Raw genomic sequence first — 20,190 nt, 5'->3', positions numbered from 1 at the left:
GCTTTAGGCTTTGTTTAAAATCACTCAAAAGGTTAATAACACCTTGCAACACGATTTTTGATCTTTCTCGAAAGTCTCTATAGCTTCTGCCACGTTGGTATAATCAAATCGATGCGTGATTAATTTTTGCGGATCGATCAATTTCTTCTTCAACCAATCAATCACAATCGGGAATTTATTGGCATTTAAGCGAGAAGAAAAAACAGATAGCTCTTTACTGGTGATCCCTTGTTGAGTGATTTGGCAAGGATCACTTGAAAAGCCCATAATTAAAATTCTTGCAGCAGGCGAAGCAATGGTGATAGCTTCTTGTAAAATTGATGGATGACAAGCGGCATCAATAATCAGTGTTGGTTTGATATTGCATTTATCGAGTTCATCTTTTAATGCTAAATTGCTGTTATTGATTATGCGATCAGCGCCAGATAATTGCGCCATGTTTAAACGCTCATCGATGCGATCAACAACAATCACTTGTTTAACCTTGTATACGCCTTTAAGTGCTTGCAATGAAGTTAACCCCATTGGACCTGCACCATAAATTAATGCCACATCGTGTTCGGTGGGATGCAACTGTCCGGTTGCATTAGCCGCAATAGTAAACGGTTCAATCATGACCGCAAATTCATCACTTATTTCATCAGGAATTGTGTAGGCGTTAGCACTAGGTACCGTTGCATACTGACTAAATCCTCCGTCACGATGAACACCCAGTACTGTTAAGCTTGTGCAAACATTAGGACGACCGACCGAGCACGGATAACAATGTCCACAACTGATAACCGGATCGACCGAAACTCGCTCACCAATTCGGCTACTATCTACATCTTCACCGACCGCATCGATCACACCAAAAAATTCATGCCCAATCACTCTTGGATATTTAGCAAAAGGGTTATGACCACGATAGATATGGCTATCAGAACCGCATATCCCGGCTAATTTGATTTTTACTCTCACCTCACCTTTCGCCGGTTTTGGCAGCTCTCGCTCTTCAATCACCAACTCGTTAGGTTGTTTAATCACTACGCTTTTCATATTTGCTCCTGTTAAATTACCAATTCCATAAAGTGCCGTCTTCTAAACGAGCAATCGGTAAATAAGCGGGGTTATACGGATATTTAGCAGCAAGTTTTTCATCGAAATCGATACCCAATCCCGGTTTGTCACTTGGATGCATATAACCGTCGTTAAACGTCCAATTTGGCGAGAACACCTCGAGCATCTGCTCGGAATATCCCATAAATTCTTGTACGCCAAAGTTCGGTACCCACATATCAAAATGTAGCGCCGCAGCATGACAAATAGGCGATAAATCTGACGGCCCATGTGAGCCAGTTCTGACTTGATAAAGTGCAGCAAAATCAGCAATGCGTCGCATATGGGTGATACCGCCGGCATGAGTTATGGTGGTTCGGATATAGTCAATCAGTTGCTCTTCAATCAACTGTTTGCAGTCCCAAATACTGTTGAATACTTCACCAACAGCGATTGGCGTAACAGTATGTTGACGAATCAAGCGAAAACATTCTTGATTTTCTGCCGGTGTGGGATCTTCCATCCAAAATAGTCGGTAATCTTCAACACTTTTACCGAAACGAGCGGCTTCAATCGGCGTTAAGCGGTGGTGCATGTCATGTAATAAATGCTCGTTAAAGCCAAATTTATTGCGAACGGCTTCAAACAATTTAGGGGTAAAATCAAGATATTTATCCGTTGCCCAGAACTGCTCTTCCGGATAATTGCCACGTGTTGCCGGTTCATAGGCCAAATTTTTACCTTTACTTTGACCATATGTTGTTTTCATACCCGGTATACCGCACTGCACCCGAATAGCTTTAAAGCCCATTTCTTTGTGTTTGGCATAATCGTCGAGCGCTTCATCAATACTGGCGCCAGTTGTGTGGCAATAAACCATAACGCCCGTGCGTGAAGCACCGCCCAATAATTGATAGAGTGGCATATTGGCAAGTTTGCCCTTAATATCCCACAGCGCCATATCAATGGCAGATATTGCCGACATCGTAACCGGTCCACGGCGCCAGTAAGCCCCTTTATAAAAGTACTGAAAAATATCCTCAATTTGCTGCGGGTCACGCCCTATGAGTTGCGGACATAGGTGGTCTTTAAGATAAGATGCAACCGATAGCTCACGCCCGTTAAGCGTAGCATCACCAACACCATACACACCTTCATCGGTGGTGATTTTTAGGGTGACAAAGTTCCTTCCCGGACTACATACAAAAACTTCTGCTTTAACTATTTTCATTTCAAACCTCTTTTTTTTGGATTTCTGTGCGATAAAAATAAACACATAAATACTACCATACAAGTAGAGTTGTATGTTTTTGTGAGAGGCATCACAAAAAACAAGTAAATCTTGTCAAGAAGTTTCAGAAAATATATATGTTTAAGTAAAAAAATAGAGGAATATGTCAATAATGGATCTTTTTAATAAAAAATTTCATCCACAAGCTAATTAAATTAGTCGTTATTTTTTGGTCTTCTGCAAGGAGTATACTCGAATAGCGCTATGTTTAAGCGAGATATATCGCAATAAATAGATTGCCGCTAAAGCAAGCTTGATTGTTTTGATTGCGTAAAACACTTTTCAAACAACAAGCGAAGCTTGTCAAGAAGTTTCAGAAAATATATACGTTTAAGTAAAAAAAGAAGAATGCGCTAAAAATGGATCTTTTTAATGGAAAAATTCATCAATAAGCTATTTAAATTGTTCGATAGTTTAGGTTTCTAGTAAATAGCGTATCGGTATAGCGGTACGCTTAGACAAGATCTGTCGCAATTAATAGGTTGGGCACTAAAGCAAGCTTGATTGTTTTGATTGCGTAAAACGCACTTCAAACAACAAGCAAACCTTGACAAGAAGTTTCAGAAAATATATACGTTTAAGTAAAAAAACAGAGGAATGCGCTGATAATGGATCTTTTTAATAAAAATGTTATCAATAAATTAATTAAATTGTTCGATAGTTTAGGTTTCCAGTAAATAGCGTATCGGTATAGCGATACGCTTAAACAAGATATGTCGCAATTAATAGGTTGGGCGCAAGAGCAAGCTTGATTGTTTTGATTGCGTAAAACACTTTTCAAACAACAAGCAAATCTTGTCAAGAAGTTTCAGAAAATATAGACGTTTAAGTAAAAAACAGAGGAATGCGCTGATAATGGATCTTTTTAATGAAAAAATTCATCAATAAGTTAATTAAATTGTTCGATAGTTTAGGTTTTCAGTAAATAGCGTATCGGTATAGCGATACGCTAAAGCAAGTTTAATAAGTTAATGGTTAAAACTTTCTTGCACTATTTAACAGCTCGCCAAACATTTTCATATTCGTGACCGGTCAGATCTTCAACCACTTTTCGGGTTTCTTCAGTCACTTCCTGCTTTGCACCACCGTTTTTTAGTCTGTCGATCTCATGCACTAATATGGTATGAGTCTGTTTATTGAGTCTGAAGGTAAGGGCAAAGATTAGGGCGATCAATAATAATCCGCCTGTTCCACCTAAAAACAGTAAACCAATGGTGGTGATGGCTTGATCACTTTGTACAGCACTACCTTGAACAAATCCGCCATGCTGTAAAATCAGCCCGACAATAAAGGTTGCAATCGCCACGGTGGTTTTTCGACCGAATGTCATTACAGCGGCATATAATCCTTCCCGTCGTTGTCGGGTTAATATTTCATCGACATCCGGAATAAATGGAAACACGTTCCAAGGGGTAAACTCAAGAACGGCTCGACCTGCTTGATAACAAACCGCAAACACATAAAGCAGTAATATTTTTGAGTCCGGGTTAAAGATATAAACCCCATAAAAACCGATGAGACAAATAATCATTGTCGAGTAAGAGAATGTATATAATTTACCCGGCCCATATTTTACCATGGCAAAACCGGCAATTAAGGTAATGGGTAAGCCGATAATACTGAGCGAAAGTAGACTGGCGGCTAAAGATGAAGGGACAGCTAAACAATATACGCAAAAAAATACGAAGACGGTATTAAACACATCTTTTGCGGTAAATGAACAAAGATAAATCGCTAAATGACGACGAAATGCTTTGATATTTAACGTTGAAAAGTATTGGGAAAATAGTTTTTTTAACAAATCCAATCTTTCTGCCCAGCTTTTTTTGACAGGCGCTTTATTCAATTGTGCTAACATTTCGGCGGTTGGCTCTCTTTCCCATGTCACTTTATATGAGATAAAGACGCATACGGCAAAAATAATCGCAAATAATAATCCATTGATAAAATAGGCATAGGCATTATTTTCACCCAAATAGTGAATCAATACCCCCGGAACAAATGTAGCTAAAAACGTACCGCAGGCAGATAAAAACATTCTGCCGGTAGATAATTTTGTTCGGTCATTATAATCTTTGGTCATCTCTGAAGGGAGTGTTTCCCACGGGATAAGTACAATTGCTGCTACAATTTCAAACACGAGATAGGCAGTAAGATAAAACCAAAAGTTCATGCCCACTATCCAAAGTAATGCATAAAGTAACATCAATGGCGAGCCAATTAATAAGAAAAACCGCCGACGTCCAAACTTTTGCCCCAATTTATATTGATAAAAGTGATCGGTAAAACTCCCCATAAATAAGCTAATTATTGCATCAACAATCCTTGCTATTGCCACAATCGATGCCGCTTGAAGTGGCGTTAATCCAACGAAGGTTGTGTAGAAAAACAGTAGCCATGCACCAATAATGGTAAATGCGCCCCCGCCCATGATATCAGTAAGACCATAACCAATTGCTATAGGAAGCGTTACTTTCCTATTTTTAATCATTTTAGTGTCCATTGTTAATTCCTTCCGTTTATTAAAAACATTGTGACTATTTATCTCTTCTCATCGCTTTGCTTGCTCTAGCCACTCAAAATGTAAAACCAGCTTGAGTATTTCCAGGCAATCGGTCAGGGTAAGCAATGCGGTAATCGCAAGCCAATTGACCAACAAAGTTATCTAAAAAAGTTATCTAAAATTGAGTGAGAATATTGAACAGCACCACCAACACTTAATCGTTCTAACACTGTTCGCATGCGAACATATGGCATCGATAGTTTAGGAACAGTAAGTAGGGTGAAATGCGTTTGCGCAGTTGTTTGAGTATCAATAAAGCTCCGCAGTGAACGGTTGAGTCTGTTCGATCTGGCTATTTTGATTTTTTGAAAATCAGCCATAGGGGTTGTGTAACAATTAACGCTCCGATCAAAACCGCAATCTAACAGAAGTAAAGGTCGGTGGAATGGCAGACATGGTTTTTGATCTACTTGATTGTTTAATCGAAAAGTTTGATGAATAAAAGCCATAACCTACTCCTTTAACACCTTCACCATTTTCTTTAACTCAATGTGAAATGAATAAACCGCCTCTATTTTTCATTCTGCGCTTTGGTTGATTCGTCAGAATGATGAGTTAATTGTCAAATAATCCTGATTAATCATTTTAATATTTAGACAGCAGTTATTTGGGGATAAACGCAGGTAACTTAGCGATGCCATAGTAGTCAAATCTTTCAGATGCGCTATTAGCGTTGATCCGTTTCATTTCAAACCGTTCGTGTCAATTTCAGCAATGACAAAATAACTACGTAGATACTACCATACAAGTAGAGTTGTATATTTTTGTGAAAGCAATCACAAAAAAGGCGCTAATCTTGTCAAAAACTTTCAGAAAATATAGGTGTTTAAGTAAAAAAACCATAAAACACATATTTATTATTGGTCGTCTCTCTTTTTTTAGTGGCGTTATTTGTATAATGAAAGCTATCTGGTTAATTTTGGAGTAAATAAAATTAATCATCGCTAACGCGTTAATTTGCTATTTTCAACGGATAAAACTTTGATACTACTTATTGATAACTACGATTCTTTTACCTTTAATATTTATGATTACCTATGCCGAGCGGGTGCCAATGTTGGGGTTATCAAAAATGATGAAAAAACCATTGAACAGTTAAAACAGCTCGCGTTTTCTAAAATTGTTATTTCACCGGGACCGGGCGAGCCAAATAGTGCTGGCATCTCGCTGGCTGTAGTTGATGAGTTTGCCGGAAAATGCCCAATACTTGGGATTTGTTTAGGTCATCAAGTCATTGCGCAATATTATGGTTATTCAATTATCAAAGCGCCGATGCCAATGCATGGCAAGATTGATACCATTGTCCATGATGAGCAAGGACTATTTAAAGGGCTTAAAAATCCATTGTCAGTGGTGCGCTATCATTCACTGATAGCGGATAATCAGGCACCCCCTCATCAGTCACCTTTAATGGTCACCGCCCAAAATAAGCAAGGGTTAATTATGGGATTGCGCCATAAAACACAGCCGATTGAATCGGTACAATTTCACCCCGAAGCGATCAAAACTGAGTTTGGTTTACAAATGATCCACAATTTTGTTAATGAGCAACCGTAATATGAAAATTTATATCGATTTTGAAGGCGAGCGTCGTTATTTTTGCGATCCGATCAAAATAGTTAAAACCGATAATCCCAACGCTATCAAACAACAGATTGATGAGATCGAAAAGTTTACCGATCAAGGTTATTATGCGGTTGGCTATCTGGCTTATGAAAGTGCGACAGGTTTTAATTTGGCAATGAAAACCAAATCCCCTTGTAAGCATGATGCCCCTCTTGTGCTATTTGGTATTTTTGACGGCTATAGTACCCAACAACCACCCTATTTTGATGACTATACCCCGCCTACGTTTGACTTAGTCAGTGATACCACGATTGATCAATATCAGCAAAAAATAGATTATATTCGACAGCAAATCGCCTCCGGCAATACTTATCAAACTAACTATACGATTAAATTAACTGCTCCGTTTAATGATAACCCTATTGATTATTATCATTTTTTGCAAAAAAATAACCATGCCGGTTATTGTGCTTATATCGAATTTGATAATTATTGTATTTTATCCATTTCGCCGGAGCTTTTTTTTAAATTAGATAAGCAAACTATCACTACCAAACCGATGAAAGGAACAACCCCGAGAGGCATGAGTTATCAACACGATGAGCAACAATTAGCGCTGTTAATGTCAGATAAAAATCAAGCTGAAAATATGATGATAGTTGATTTACTGCGCAATGATTTAAGCCAAATTTCCAGGCCCGGTACTGTTCATGTACCTAAGCTGTTTACCGCCGAGAAATATCCAACGGTTTGGCAGCTAACCTCTACCGTTGAAGGCCAATTAAAGCCGCAGACCAATTTATATCAAATCTTTCAAGCGCTATTTCCTTGTGGCTCAATTACCGGCGCCCCCAAAACCAGCACCATGCAAATTATTGCTAATATTGAAAACTCAGCACGAGGTGTTTACTGTGGCACTATTGGGTATATTGAACCGTTAAAAAATAAAGCCATATTTAATATTCCTATTCGCACCTTAACCATACATGATGGGCAGTTACATTATGGCGTCGGCGGTGGGATCACCTGGGATTCAACATCACAAGATGAATATGACGAGGTTTTGGCTAAAAGCGCCATTTTAACTCGCACCGCTTGCACACCGGACGCGATTATCGAGTCATTATTGCTTGAAAACGGACAAATTTGGTTGCCCGATGAGCATTTAACCCGCTTAACTCAGTCTGCGCATTATTTCGACTTTAACTGTGATATTACCAATATCAAACAGCAACTGGCTCAGATTGCTAATAGTTATGCTCAAGGTCGCTATAAATTGCGCATCGAGCAACCTGCACAAGGCAATGCTTTGATCACTATCGATGCTATATCGGCGCCAATGCAGATCAATAAGCTGGCTTTTGCACCACAGTGTGTCAATAGCAATAATGTTTATCTTTATCATAAAACCAGCAATCGCCACCATTTCCCGACGTTAACAACAGGAAAAGAGTACATTAATTTCAACCAAAACGACGAGATAACCGAATTTGTCAATGGCAATATTGTTGTACTAATCAATCAACAATGGTTTACCCCTAAAATCAGTAGCGGGCTGTTGCCGGGTACTATGCGGCAATACTATTTAGACAACCAAAAAATATTGGAAAAAACCATTAGTAAAAACGAACTATTGCAAGCCGAAAAAATCGCCTTTATTAATAGTGTCAGAAAGTGGGTCGAGATTGATAACAGCGTGTTTGAAGAGTTTAAAAAAGCGTACCGATAACAATTGAATGGATATTGATTAGGTAGCACATTCCGTCAATAACTTGACGGAATGTTTAGAGCTAGCTTATTGTCTAATCGAATTAGCAAAATCGAACTCGATATCTTGCCAACCTCTTGATAGGGCTTTAACTAATGCATCATAACCATTTCTCGTCAGTGGAACATGGCGCTCAAAAGCTTTAGTATAGAGTCTATCTCTGCTATCACCCACTACCCAGCGACCTTTTATCACTGCATCACCGGTATAACTACCGTAAAAAGCATCAATATAGAGTTTTACTCTAAGTGTTGGCGTTGCGATAGCTTGATTTGATACCAAATAATTTGGCAACAATCGCATTAAGTCTTGTTCTAAACGATCGCGTAATTGTTGCGAAAGTGTTGATACCCATAAATGGTTATTGGCAGTAACATAATTTATGTCTCTTGTTTGCAAAACAATGCCCGGTTTATTGAGAAAATCAGCAACCTCAACCGACTCAATCCACATAAAGTTTTTCTTGGTTTGCATAGTTTGGGTAAGCACATTACTAATGTTACTGGAAAGTTGATAATAACTCTTACCAATCGATTTCGATGAACAGCCGGCTAATAACCCGGTTGTCGTTAAACATGCCGTGACAACTAACGTCTTGATAAATTTATTCATTGTTTATTCCTCTTGCTTTAGGTTCTTCGTCTTTTTTATTTGGGGCTGAAAAAATCAACGCATTACTTTTACTGTTGAGCGTCTTAAGTAACGGTGTTAATTCATCCATAACCTGTTGAGCTTTTTGTAAACTCTCTTTCATCTGGTTATTCAGTTCTGAACCCGGTTGCAATCCTTTCATGGTTTCATTTAAAGACCGTATTGTCTTTTGTAACTCTTTTGGCATATTTTGCATCTCTTTACTCGCCATAATTTTATTTAATGAATCCATTAAACGCTGGCTTGACGCTAAGGATTGATTAAACTCAGTCATGGTGTTATTGAGTGGTAAATTATTAAAATTATCCAATAGATGCAATATTTTAGCTTGTATTTGAGCAAATCCGGTCGACGTTGCTTCAATGGTATCATAACCATATTGATGCGCTAAATTTGGATCGTATTTATCTTTTAAGTCAGGATAAAAATCCAAATCAATATACAGCGCACCAGTGAACATGTTTGAAGTTTTCAATGAAGCTCTTAAACCATTTTTTTGCTCTTCAATAATCAAATTGGCAATGTCAATTTTATCATCGACTAATTCCGATAAACGATCCGGCTCTATTCTAATTAACACTGGCACTTTTTGATTTAAAATTGACGTGCTTTTCAACATATCCGGGGTATAAAACGGAACTTTGCTCACGGTACCAAGTCTTATACCATGATACTCAACGGATGTTCCTTCAGATAATCCCGATATTGAATCATTAAGCATGATAAGAAACTCTTTATAATTGGTATATTGAGAATCTTGAATTGATTTTTTACCTTCATACAATTTATACACATCGTACTGCTTAGCCGGGTTGCCTAATTTTGCGCCGTCAGGTAAGTCAAAACTAATACCACCGGACATAAGGACATCTAAAGAAGGTAAATCAAGGCTGGCACCTTGAGAAGATAACGAGAAATTAACGCCCCCTTCTTTCCAAAATCTGACATTTTCGGTTACTAATGAGTCATAAGGTGTAGTGATAAAAACTTGATATTTCATTCTTCGGTTTTCGACATCAAATTCAGAGGTTTCGACATTACCAACACGATAACCTTTAAACATCACCGAAGCACCACGAGGAACAACCCCATTTTGATCGCTCTCTAAATATAATCGAATACCTTTTATACTTGGGTCAGATAATGGCGGGTTATCAGATAGGGTAAAAGGATTATTTTTGAAACTATGTGTATCATTGCCGGCGGCTAATTCAATATAGACGCCCGATAAAATAGTACCTAAGCCGGTCACACCATCGCGACCAATTTCGGGTTTAACCACCCAAAAGATAGAATCATTTTTTAACAAAGGTTCCATATCATTATAGATACGACCTTTGATGACAACTTGTTTAAAATCGTCAGACAGGGTAACTTCATCGACAATACCCACATCGACACTCCGATTTTTTATCACCGTTTTACCGGCCACAATGCCACTTGCATCTTTTGCCAGTAAAGTAAAAGAGGTGCCTCGGTCAGCAAAATGAGAATAGATAATCCAAAGCCCAACAATGGCTGTAACAATAGGAATAATCCATATTGCTGAAATGGCTCTAATTTTAATAATTTTTGCTGATTTACTTGTTGTTACCATATTGTTCCTATTATTTTATTTTTTTATCGGTGTGATCCCAAATTAAACGAGGATCAAACTTTTGCGATGCGATCATAGTAATAATGACCACCGTTGCAAAAAAAGTCACACCAATATCGGGATAAACGCCCATCATTTGTTGGCTTCTGACTAATGAGCAGACGACTGATACAACAAAAATGTCAATCATTGACCATTTACCAATAAATTCAACCGCATTATATAATTTCTTCATTTTTAGGCAATCGTGTTTATTTTTATGTTTCACTGCTAAAGCAAAATAACAAAGCCAGCTTAATGATATGATCTTTAAAATGGGAATCACCACACTGGCGGTAAAAATCACCAAAGCAACAGGAATATCGCCCGCTTGCCACATATATATCACCCCATCCATAATGGTCGATGAAGATGACGAGCCAAACACGACAGTTATCATAATCCCAAATACATTCGCCGGGATGTAAATAATTAAAGAGGTAACCAATAGCGCTATTGTCCACTGTATTTTGCTTCGCCCTCTTAGTTCACTCTTTTGTTTACATCTTGGGCATTTAACATAATGCGCCGGCAAAATAGCCTGACAACAGGTACAAAGTTTTAAATGTTGGCTAATACCGGTTTTGCCTGTCTTTAAGGTATTAGATGCAAAATTATTGGTAAGAATCTCATTCCAAATCGTTTCGGGCGTAAAAATAACCGTGGCTTTAATATAAAAAAAGACAAATAAACAAAACGCCCAAAAAGTCCCGGTTACACCGATATTGCCATAACTCATCAATTTAACAAAACTCACCAACACACCAGTCAGAAAAATTTCCGGCATACACCAGTGTTGAAATTTTTCATAAACGATTAGAAAATCCCGTTTACGATACTTTGTTAAAGTTAACTTCGAGCAGAGTAAAATAATAATTAATAAGTTTAATACAGGAAAAACTAATACGAAAAAAATAAACAGCGCTGAAATATAACTATATTTGTCTACATATAAGATCTGAGGAATGTCTAAAACACTCACGCCATTAAAATTACCGACTAATCGTATATCAATAAAGATAAAGCCGCAGGCGATAATAATCATAATTAAAGAACAAATTGCATACATGCTTGCTCGTAATTTCATCTGAATATTATTTTTAGCTAAGGTGGTATGACATCGCGGGCAAATGGCTTTGTGCCCCATACCAACATTTGTCAGTTCAATGACTAAATCACAATGCGAACATAAAGCATAATGTTGTTTATCAAAGACCATTATTTAATTTCATCTCTTAGATTGATATTTATATGTAAAGATATTTCAGAATAGTATAACGTTTATGTAGAAAACTGAATAATTAAATTTTATACAGCAATGAAGAGTGATCACCACTTTAATCGATTATAAATGATTAAAACTTATCCACTCATCATATCAAATGGTGTTTTTTAAAGAAAGTGTTAACGGTAAAAATCGTCAAAATTGATTATTTTAGCTTGGTGATTATCGACCTTTTAGCTCATCCAATCTCAATACCAATAAAAGGTGACGGTTAAATGGCGTGTTGATAAATATTGTTACAATCACGGCCGTTCAAATTGTGGTAAAATGGTTCGATTTTCTACACGTAATATCCGTTAGCTTGTCAGATCACATATAGCCTGTCTCTCTATTAATCCCCTACTTTACCAATAAGCATTAACTAAATGATTAATGTGTATAAAAAAAGCTTGATACTGTATAACAATACAGTATAATATGCCTCATATCCTTACTCATTGGAATTTTATAATATGAATGAAAACAAACAACGTGCACTTTCAGCTGCATTAAGTCAAATCGAAAAACAATTTGGTAAAGGTTCAATTATGCGTTTAGGTGATACCCAAACGCTAGATGTTGATGCGGTTTCTACTGGCTCCTTAGGACTCGATATAGCACTAGGTATCGGTGGTTTGCCAATGGGTAGAATCGTTGAAATCTTTGGGCCAGAATCTTCCGGTAAAACAACACTAACCTTATCGGTTATTGCGCAAGCCCAAAAAGAAGGGAAAACATGTGCATTTATTGATGCTGAACATGCATTAGATCCAATTTATGCTGCTAAATTAGGCGTGCAAGTTGATGATCTATTAGTTTCACAACCTGATACTGGCGAACAAGCGCTAGAAATTTGTGATGCACTGGTTCGCTCTGGTGCTGTTGATGTCATTATTGTTGACTCCGTTGCTGCATTAACACCAAAAGCCGAAATCGAAGGCGAAATGGGTGACTCTCATATGGGCTTACAAGCAAGATTGATGTCTCAAGCATTACGAAAATTAACCGCCAATATTAAAAACGCCAACTGCTTAGTTGTTTTCATTAACCAAATTCGTATGAAAATCGGCGTTATGTTCGGTAATCCGGAAACAACAACGGGTGGTAATGCCCTAAAATTCTACGCCTCTGTGCGTTTAGATATCCGTCGTACCGGTGCTGTTAAAGAAGGCGAAGATGTGATTGGTAGTGATACCCGTGTCAAAGTCGTTAAAAATAAAGTGGCGGCGCCATTTAGACAAGCTGAATTCCAAATTCTTTATGGTTGTGGTATCTCCAAAGAAGGCGAATTAATTGATTTAGGTGTTAAACATAAATTAGTGGATAAAGCTGGTGCTTGGTACAGCTATAACGGTGAAAAAGTTGGTCAAGGTAAAGCTAATTCCATTAAGTTTTTACAAGAACACCCTGAAGTTGCTAACGAACTAGAAGCCAAACTTCGTGACTTATTACTCAACAGCCCAGCGGTATTTTCTGCTGACGACCAAGAGACAATAACCGAGGAAGAAAGCTTTTAATAATGGACCAAAAGCTCGATAAATCAATTTTAAATAAAGCTGTGCAATTACTTGCACAGCGTGATCACTCATCCTACGAATTAACCCAAAAACTTGTCTTGTTTTTTTCCCGAAAATTAAATCGTGATGATGAAGATTATCCGGAACTTAAACAGCAATTAAAACAAGAGATTAGCCACACAATTGAATATTGCATTTGTCAAAATTGGATAAATGATACACAATATATCGAAAAATACATTACCATGCGCGCTAACAAAGGTTATGGCAGACAAAAAATCGCAGTTGAGTTAAAACAACGTGGTTTACCAGAACAGGTGAGTCGTCAGCTTTTGAATGCATCGGATATTGATTGGGCAGCGCTGGCTTATCAACAATTACAGAAAAAGTTTAAACAAATCGATCTTAAAAATAATCTGCAAAAACAAAAAAGTATTCAGTTTTTAATTTACCGAGGTTATACACAAAGTGATGTAAAAACTATGTATACTTTATTGACTTAAATAAGTATAGTCCCTACAATACAACACATAAAACTAAGCCGTACCCATTACGAATAAAGCTCGCTAGATCATTTAATTTTATTCCTTATTTACTTATAAAAGTAACTAGATCAACCGCTGTAATAAGAATATTTACTTTTCAACTTAAGTTGTAACGGGTATATTACTATGTTTAAAAATTTATCGTTTAATATGGAAGCATAAATGAAAAGTACTGCAGAAATTCGTCAAAGTTTTCTTGACTTTTTCCATAGCAAAGGACACGAAATTGTCGCAAGTAGTTCCCTTGTTCCACACAATGATCCAACTCTTTTATTTACAAATGCGGGAATGAATCAATTTAAAGATGTTTTTCTCGGTATTGATAAACGCCCTTATACCAGAGCAACGACATCACAACGTTGTGTTCGTGCAGGCGGTAAACATAATGATTTAGATAACGTTGGTTATACAGCTCGTCACCATACATTTTTTGAAATGCTTGGAAATTTTAGTTTCGGTGACTATTTTAAACGTGACGCAATCCATTTTGCCTGGGAATTATTAACCAGCAAACAGTGGTTTAATTTACCGAAAGAAAAACTAACCGTCACTGTTTATGCTACCGATGATGAAGCTTACGATATCTGGCAAAATGAGATTGGTGTACCACAAGAGCGCATAATTCGCATCGGCGATAACAAAGGTGCGCCGTATGCATCAGATAACTTCTGGCAAATGGGTGATACCGGCCCTTGTGGTCCTTGTACTGAAATTTTCTATGACCATGGCGATCATATTTATGGTGGCCCACCGGGTAGTGCCGATGAAGACGGTGACAGATTTATCGAAATTTGGAATCTGGTGTTTATGCAATTCAATCGCTTACCAGATGGCACCATGGAGCCACTACCTAAACCGTCGGTTGATACCGGCATGGGCTTAGAACGTATTGCCGCCGTTTTACAGCATGTCAATTCTAATTACGATATTGACCTGTTTAAAAAGTTAATTAAAGATGCTGCTGAAATTATTCAGACCAACGACTTAGAAAGTAAATCATTACGTGTTATTGCCGACCATATTCGCTCTTGCGCGTTTTTAGTATCTGACGGTGTGGTGCCGTCTAATGAAGGTCGTGGTTACGTTTTACGTCGCATTATTCGCCGAGCAGTACGCCACGGGCATATGCTAGGTGCTAAAGATATATTCTTCTATAAATTAGTGAAATCACTAATTGAAGTTATGGGTAGTGCTGCGGTTGAGTTAGCCAAAAACCAAAAATTGGTTGAAGACACCCTTAAAATTGAAGAAGAACAGTTCTTAAAAACGCTTGAACGCGGTTTATTGATGTTAGATCAAGAACTAGGTAAAATCTCAGATTCTGTCTTACCTGGCGATGTGGCGTTTAAACTTTATGATACTTATGGATTCCCATTAGATTTAACGGCTGATGTTTGTCGAGAAAAAAATATCACTATCGATGAAGACGGATTTAATCGATGCATGGAAGAGCAACGTAAACGAGCTCGTGAATCAAGTTCTTTTAGTGTTGATTATAGTAACGTCATTAAGCTCGACGACCAAACAGAGTTTTTAGGTTACCAAGCCACAGAAGCATCCGGCAAAGTGATCGCAATTTTCCAAAATGGCCAAAAAGTTCAAAGTATTGATAGCGGCGAACAAGCCATTGTTGTTTTAGACAAAACGCCATTTTATGGCGAATCAGGCGGCCAAGTGGGTGATAAAGGCTTACTAACGGCTGCAAACCTTGAGTTTAAAGTTACCGACAGTCAAAAATATGGTAAAAGCATTGGCCATATAGGTAAGATCGTTAAAGGATCTTTAAAAGTTGGTGATATAGTGACTGCAGCTATTGATATTGAAATACGTGATCGTATTCGTCGTAATCATTCAGCAACACATTTACTGCAAGCAGCACTACAACAAATTTTAGGTAATCATGTTCATCAGAAAGGTTCATTAGTTAATGACAGCTATCTGCGTTTTGACTTTTCACATAATCAAGCCATTACGCCGGAGCAGATCACTGAAATTGAAAACCTTGTCAATCAACAAATACGTCGTAATTTGATAGTAGATATTGAATTAATGCCAATTCAAGATGCTAAAGATAGAGGTGCTATGGCGTTATTTGGTGAAAAGTATGAGGATATAGTTAGGGTTCTGACAATGGGTGATTTCTCAATTGAACTTTGTGGAGGAACACACGTAGATAGAACTGGAGATATAGGATTATTTAAAATAACTTCTGAATCAAGCATTGCATCAGGAGTACGTCGTATTGAGGCTACAACCGGTCAAAATGCGATGGATTATATTCACCATGAATCTCATTTGTTAACGCAAATTGGACAATTGGTAAAAAGTGATAAAGCAGCCTTATTATCACGAATTGAGCAAATGCTCGAACAAACAAAACTGTTAGAAAAAACCATTGAACAGTTAAAAGCACAAAAAGCTAGCCAACAAAGTGCGCAATTACTGGATCAATGCATAACAGTTAATAATAAAAATATACTAATTGCTAAACTTGATAACGTCGAAGCTAAATTATTACGCTCAATGATTGATGATCTTAAAAATCAATTAAAAACCGGTGTTATTATTTTAGCGGCTGTTAACGACGGTAAAATCAATTTAGCGGCTGGTGTTACCAATGACTTAATCGGTATTGTTAAAGCTGGCGAATTAGTTTCTCAATTAGCATTAAAAGTAGGTGGTAAGGGCGGTGGGCGGCCTGATTTCGCCCAAGCAGGTGGAATGGATCTTTCGGCGTTACCAGAAGCGTTATCTTCTGTAAAAAAGGAAATCAGTAATAAATTACAAGCAAGTTAGCCAGATATACTCAAGTGATTGTTAATTAAACATTGGGTATATTCTGTAAAATTCCGTCTTTCTGTCTTATTGATGGAAGGCTGACGAAGCTATATCTTAAAATTGTTTGGATATATACTTAACTGATATTAGGAGATCTAATGTTAATTTTAACTAGGAGAGTAGGTGAAACACTTATCATTGGTGACGATGTTGTTATTACCATTTTAGGCGTGAAGGGTAATCAGGTCAGAATTGGTATTAACGCACCTAAAGAAGTTTCTATTCATAGAGAAGAAATCTACAATAGAATTCATCAATCGCAAGACAAAAATGATGAATCTACTGAGCCCAAAGAGTAATATTGGGCAGGAAATAAACAACTAGCGCGCATAAGCGAAAAAATGTTTGACTTATTTTTTCTAGAACGTAATATGTGCGCCACACATTATGATTTTGTTCAAACATAATCGTAGTTGTTTTGGTGAGATGGCCGAGAGGCTGAAGGCGCTCCCCTGCTAAGGGAGTATGCGGTCAAAAGCTGCATCGAGGGTTCGAATCCCTCTCTCACCGCCATTTTTAAAAAATTAAAATATGCATCCGTAGCTCAGCTGGATAGAGTACCCGGCTACGAACCGGGCGGTCAGGGGTTCGAATCCCTTCGGATGCACCATTTTAAAAAATTCAAAACGCATCCGTAGCTCAGCTGGATAGAGTACCCGGCTACGAACCGGGCGGTCAGGGGTTCGAATCCCTTCGGATGCACCATTTTTTTACGAACTTGCACGCATCCGTAGCTCAGCTGGATAGAGCACTCGGCTTCGAACCGAGCGGTCAGGGGTTCGAATCCCTTCGGGTGCGCCATTTAAGCATCCTAAAAACCTTCTTCAATTTATAATGCCAATTAAACGTTATATTGAATATCATAAAAGGTTATACTCATTAACAATGCTATTTACTTTTTATAGCTTATTAGGACTACAAACTATTTTAAAAACGTTGAATGCTATAAATCACTATACAAAGCTTTTTCTGTTTTACCTTAAATATTACCCTACCCGCTCTTAAAAAGCTTCGTACAAGCTTAAATTTTAAATTGGCAATAATAAAATTAAAGTACATCGACTTAAAAAAATAAAGTTATAAAAAGAACATCAAGGACAAACTAAAATAATTACTTAAAAGCTTTGTTTATACTTTCAATGATGAAATTAAAGAATTAAATATTGAGAAGCCAATATATTGAATATTTGATATGAAATGCATTTATCACTGAAACTGTTGGGTATTTATTAGAATACAATCTTGTATTTATAATAAACTGACGTTGTCAGCTTTTAATTCACCGTAACTTTATTCTTTATGCATGAGAAGAAATAACTGAAAGCATTACACTGCCTATTGCCAGAATGAACAAAAACCAAAATACAAGGGTAATGACTCCACAAACTATTCCTACCGTTGCAAAACTGGAACCCCTTTTATTACTAGCTTTTATATCACTCTTAGCAACTGCACTTAATACTATAGCTATAACAGCTAATATAATGCTTATATGACCGAGAGGAATTAGTGATATAATTCCACAAGTCATCCCAGCTATAGCTAAACCACTTATTACTTGATATTGTCGTTGATTCACTTATCTTTTGCTCCGTAAAGGTTTCGAAAAGTAAGACAAAATGTGACTAAGTATATTATTATCGGTTTAGCAGATCAATTCAAGATAGATTCCACTTTACCAATGCAAATGATAATAATTTATTTTTTCCATTAAATATTTTTATAAGATTTGGATCAGCAAAAGTATACATATAACATTAAATAAATGGGTTAAAAGTTGATTTACACTTTGAAATACAGAAAAATAGACTTCAACTACAGAATGTAGCATTGGTATTATAAATTTTACTAAAAAATGATTGTTAATAACTTGTATTTGTTTTTTCTTTTATGAATAATAGTCAAGATAAAATATTCAGCAGTATAAGTAAGAAAAAATAGTTTTATAAAAATTATTTTTATCCAATTGAACTACATAGATTGACGAACATCAGTTAGATTTTTTTGGGTGTACCGCTTCGGTTGAATCCCGATATAAATCGAGTATACTAAGCTCACATTTTAAATATTTATATTTAGTCTGCTTTTTTTATTTTAAATATACTCGTTGCTATAATAAAATAACCATTAAAGTAGATAGATACCTTTAATTAATCATAATGGACTTTTTTTATGTTGGACCCAAATTTACTTCGAAATGAATTGGATCTTGTCGCTAAAAAATTAGCACGTCGTGGATTTAAGTTAGATGTTGATACCCTAGGTCAACTAGAAGAGAAACGCAAAGTATTACAAGTTGAAACTGAAAGCTTACAAGCAGAGCGTAATGCTCGTTCTAAAGCTATTGGTGAAGCTAAAGCACGTGGCGAGGATATTACCGCCGTACGTGAAGAAGTGAATAAACTCGGCGATAAACTCAATACCGCTAAAGCAGAGCTTGAAATCCTGCTTAACCAAATCAAAGATATTGCCGCAAACATACCAAATATCCCTGATGATTCTGTGCCGGACGGTAAAGACGAAAATGATAACGTTGAGATCTCACGTTTTGGTACGCCAAGAACTTTCGACTTTCCTGTTCAAGACCATGTCGCATTAGGCGAGCGTTTTGGCGGTCTCGACTTTGCAGCAGGGGTTAAGCTTACCGGCGCACGCTTTGTTGTAATGCGTTCGCAAATTGCCCGTTTACATCGTGCGATTACACAGTTCATGTTAGATCTGCACACTGAGCAACATGGTTACGCTGAAATCTATGTACCTTACCTTGTTAACAAAGCAACCCTATTTGGTACTGGTCAATTACCGAAATTTGCCGGTGATTTGTTCCATACGAAACCTTTAGATGAAGAGGCCGATAGCAGTAATTATGCATTAATTCCGACCGCAGAAGTGCCGGTAACTAACTTAGTGCGTGATGAGATACTTGATGAAAGCCAGCTTCCGATGAAAATGACTGCTCATACACCTTGTTTCCGTTCTGAAGCAGGCTCTTATGGCAAAGATACCCGTGGCTTAATTCGTATGCATCAGTTTGATAAAGTCGAACTTGTGCAAATTGTTAAACCGGAAGAATCAATGAAAGCTTTAGAAGAGCTGACAGCGCATGCGGAAAAGGTTTTACAGCTACTTGAATTGCCATACCGTAAAATCGTATTGTGTACTGGCGATATGGGCTTTGGTTCATGCAAAACTTACGATCTTGAAGTTTGGGTACCGGCTCAAAACACTTATCGAGAAATATCGTCTTGTTCTAATATGTGGGATTTCCAAGCTCGCCGAATGCAAGCTCGATATCGCAATAAAGCGGATAACAAAACCTATTTAGTCCATACCTTAAATGGCTCTGGATTAGCTGTTGGGCGTACATTAGTGGCAATCATGGAAAACTACCAACAGGCAGACGGAAGCATTAAAGTTCCTTCTGTTTTAGTGCCATATATGAATGGTGTTGAAGTGATAGGTTAACCCTGTTATTTACTAAAAGTTTGCTTACTTCATTTTAGCGCTATTAAT

At 37.3% G+C, this 20,190-nt stretch carries 15 protein-coding genes and 4 tRNA genes; 11 read left to right on the top strand and 8 right to left on the bottom strand.

Annotated features, from left to right (window positions below; translation table 11 throughout):
- Window positions 1-24 precede the first annotated feature (24 nt).
- The 4 genes from J3U37_RS01145 to J3U37_RS01130 all read right to left on the bottom strand — a co-directional run bounded on the left by J3U37_RS01145 (window position 25) and on the right by J3U37_RS01130 (window position 5,341).
- Entirely contained in the window at window positions 25-1,038 is a 1,014-nt protein-coding gene (locus J3U37_RS01145) for a Zn-dependent oxidoreductase (RefSeq protein ID WP_267373005.1), read from the bottom strand.
- Between the two features lie 16 nt (window positions 1,039-1,054).
- Window positions 1,055-2,269, bottom strand: a complete 1,215-nt coding sequence (gene manD / locus J3U37_RS01140) for a D-mannonate dehydratase ManD (RefSeq protein ID WP_220217969.1) — start codon at window positions 2,267-2,269, stop codon at window positions 1,055-1,057.
- A 1,051-nt stretch (window positions 2,270-3,320) separates the two neighbouring features.
- Window positions 3,321-4,832: an MFS transporter gene (locus J3U37_RS01135; RefSeq protein ID WP_267373004.1), complete on the bottom strand. Its 1,512-nt coding sequence runs from the start codon at window positions 4,830-4,832 to the stop codon at window positions 3,321-3,323.
- 158 nt (window positions 4,833-4,990) lie between these two features.
- Complete coding sequence (locus J3U37_RS01130) at window positions 4,991-5,341, bottom strand: hypothetical protein (RefSeq protein ID WP_267373003.1); 351 nt, start codon at window positions 5,339-5,341, stop codon at window positions 4,991-4,993.
- A 532-nt stretch (window positions 5,342-5,873) separates the two neighbouring features.
- Here J3U37_RS01130 and J3U37_RS01125 point away from each other — a divergent pair.
- Together J3U37_RS01125 and pabB are read left to right on the top strand one after the other, a co-directional pair.
- Complete coding sequence (locus J3U37_RS01125; protein ID WP_267373002.1) at window positions 5,874-6,449, top strand: anthranilate synthase component II; 576 nt, start codon at window positions 5,874-5,876, stop codon at window positions 6,447-6,449.
- A 1-nt stretch (window position 6,450) separates the two neighbouring features.
- Window positions 6,451-8,187: an aminodeoxychorismate synthase component I gene (gene pabB, locus J3U37_RS01120; RefSeq protein ID WP_267373001.1), complete on the top strand. Its 1,737-nt coding sequence runs from the start codon at window positions 6,451-6,453 to the stop codon at window positions 8,185-8,187.
- 66 nt (window positions 8,188-8,253) lie between these two features.
- Here pabB and J3U37_RS01115 read toward each other — a convergent pair whose 3' ends face one another.
- The 3 genes from J3U37_RS01115 to J3U37_RS01105 are packed head-to-tail and all read right to left on the bottom strand — an operon-like array spanning window position 8,254 to window position 11,732.
- Window positions 8,254-8,838 carry a PqiC family protein gene (locus J3U37_RS01115; RefSeq protein ID WP_220217974.1) on the bottom strand — a complete coding sequence of 195 codons (585 nt, stop codon included), beginning with the start codon at window positions 8,836-8,838 and terminating at the stop codon, window positions 8,254-8,256.
- The gene (gene pqiB / locus J3U37_RS01110; RefSeq protein ID WP_267335055.1) at window positions 8,831-10,474 is read right to left on the bottom strand and encodes an intermembrane transport protein PqiB; all 1,644 of its coding nucleotides are present in this window, start codon (window positions 10,472-10,474) and stop codon (window positions 8,831-8,833) included. The genes J3U37_RS01115 and pqiB overlap by 8 nt, the downstream gene beginning before the upstream one ends.
- Window positions 10,475-10,484: 10 nt before the next feature.
- Window positions 10,485-11,732 (bottom strand): PqiA/YebS family transporter subunit, encoded by a 1,248-nt coding sequence (locus J3U37_RS01105; RefSeq protein ID WP_267373000.1) that lies wholly within the window; start codon window positions 11,730-11,732, stop codon window positions 10,485-10,487.
- Window positions 11,733-12,250: 518 nt separating this feature from the next.
- On the opposite strand from J3U37_RS01105, the gene recA reads away from it, so the two are divergent.
- The 8 genes from recA (at window position 12,251) to J3U37_RS01065 (ending at window position 17,478) form a co-directional block, all read left to right on the top strand.
- A complete protein-coding gene (gene recA, locus J3U37_RS01100) occupies window positions 12,251-13,294 on the top strand; it encodes a recombinase RecA (RefSeq protein ID WP_220217977.1) in 1,044 nt (347 codons plus the stop codon).
- Window positions 13,295-13,296: 2 nt separating this feature from the next.
- On the top strand, window positions 13,297-13,797 hold the full coding sequence (locus J3U37_RS01095; protein WP_220217978.1) for a regulatory protein RecX: 501 nt from the start codon (window positions 13,297-13,299) through the stop codon (window positions 13,795-13,797).
- 204 nt (window positions 13,798-14,001) lie between these two features.
- Window positions 14,002-16,635 (top strand): alanine--tRNA ligase, encoded by a 2,634-nt coding sequence (gene alaS, locus J3U37_RS01090; protein WP_220217979.1) that lies wholly within the window; start codon window positions 14,002-14,004, stop codon window positions 16,633-16,635.
- A 140-nt stretch (window positions 16,636-16,775) separates the two neighbouring features.
- On the top strand, window positions 16,776-16,976 hold the full coding sequence (gene csrA, locus J3U37_RS01085) for a carbon storage regulator CsrA (RefSeq protein WP_220217980.1): 201 nt from the start codon (window positions 16,776-16,778) through the stop codon (window positions 16,974-16,976).
- Window positions 16,977-17,097: 121 nt separating this feature from the next.
- Window positions 17,098-17,190: transfer RNA gene (locus tag J3U37_RS01080), tRNA-Ser, on the top strand.
- A gap of 20 nt (window positions 17,191-17,210) precedes the next feature.
- Window positions 17,211-17,287 (top strand) — tRNA-Arg (locus tag J3U37_RS01075).
- Between the two features lie 18 nt (window positions 17,288-17,305).
- Window positions 17,306-17,382, top strand: a tRNA-Arg gene (locus tag J3U37_RS01070).
- 19 nt (window positions 17,383-17,401) lie between these two features.
- A tRNA-Arg gene (locus J3U37_RS01065) sits at window positions 17,402-17,478 on the top strand.
- A 496-nt stretch (window positions 17,479-17,974) separates the two neighbouring features.
- Here J3U37_RS01065 and J3U37_RS01060 read toward each other — a convergent pair.
- Window positions 17,975-18,256, bottom strand: coding sequence for a DUF4190 domain-containing protein (locus tag J3U37_RS01060; RefSeq protein ID WP_267372999.1), 282 nt, complete (start codon window positions 18,254-18,256; stop codon window positions 17,975-17,977).
- A gap of 593 nt (window positions 18,257-18,849) precedes the next feature.
- Here J3U37_RS01060 and serS point away from each other — a divergent pair.
- Window positions 18,850-20,142, top strand: coding sequence for a serine--tRNA ligase (gene serS, locus J3U37_RS01055; RefSeq protein WP_220217982.1), 1,293 nt, complete (start codon window positions 18,850-18,852; stop codon window positions 20,140-20,142).
- Window positions 20,143-20,190 lie beyond the last annotated feature (48 nt).

Origin of the sequence: Gilliamella sp. B3172 (assembly GCF_026536465.1) — a bacterium.
Lineage (GTDB): Bacteria > Pseudomonadota > Gammaproteobacteria > Enterobacterales > Orbaceae > Gilliamella.
This window is presented reverse-complemented; position numbering and strand designations above follow the sequence as displayed.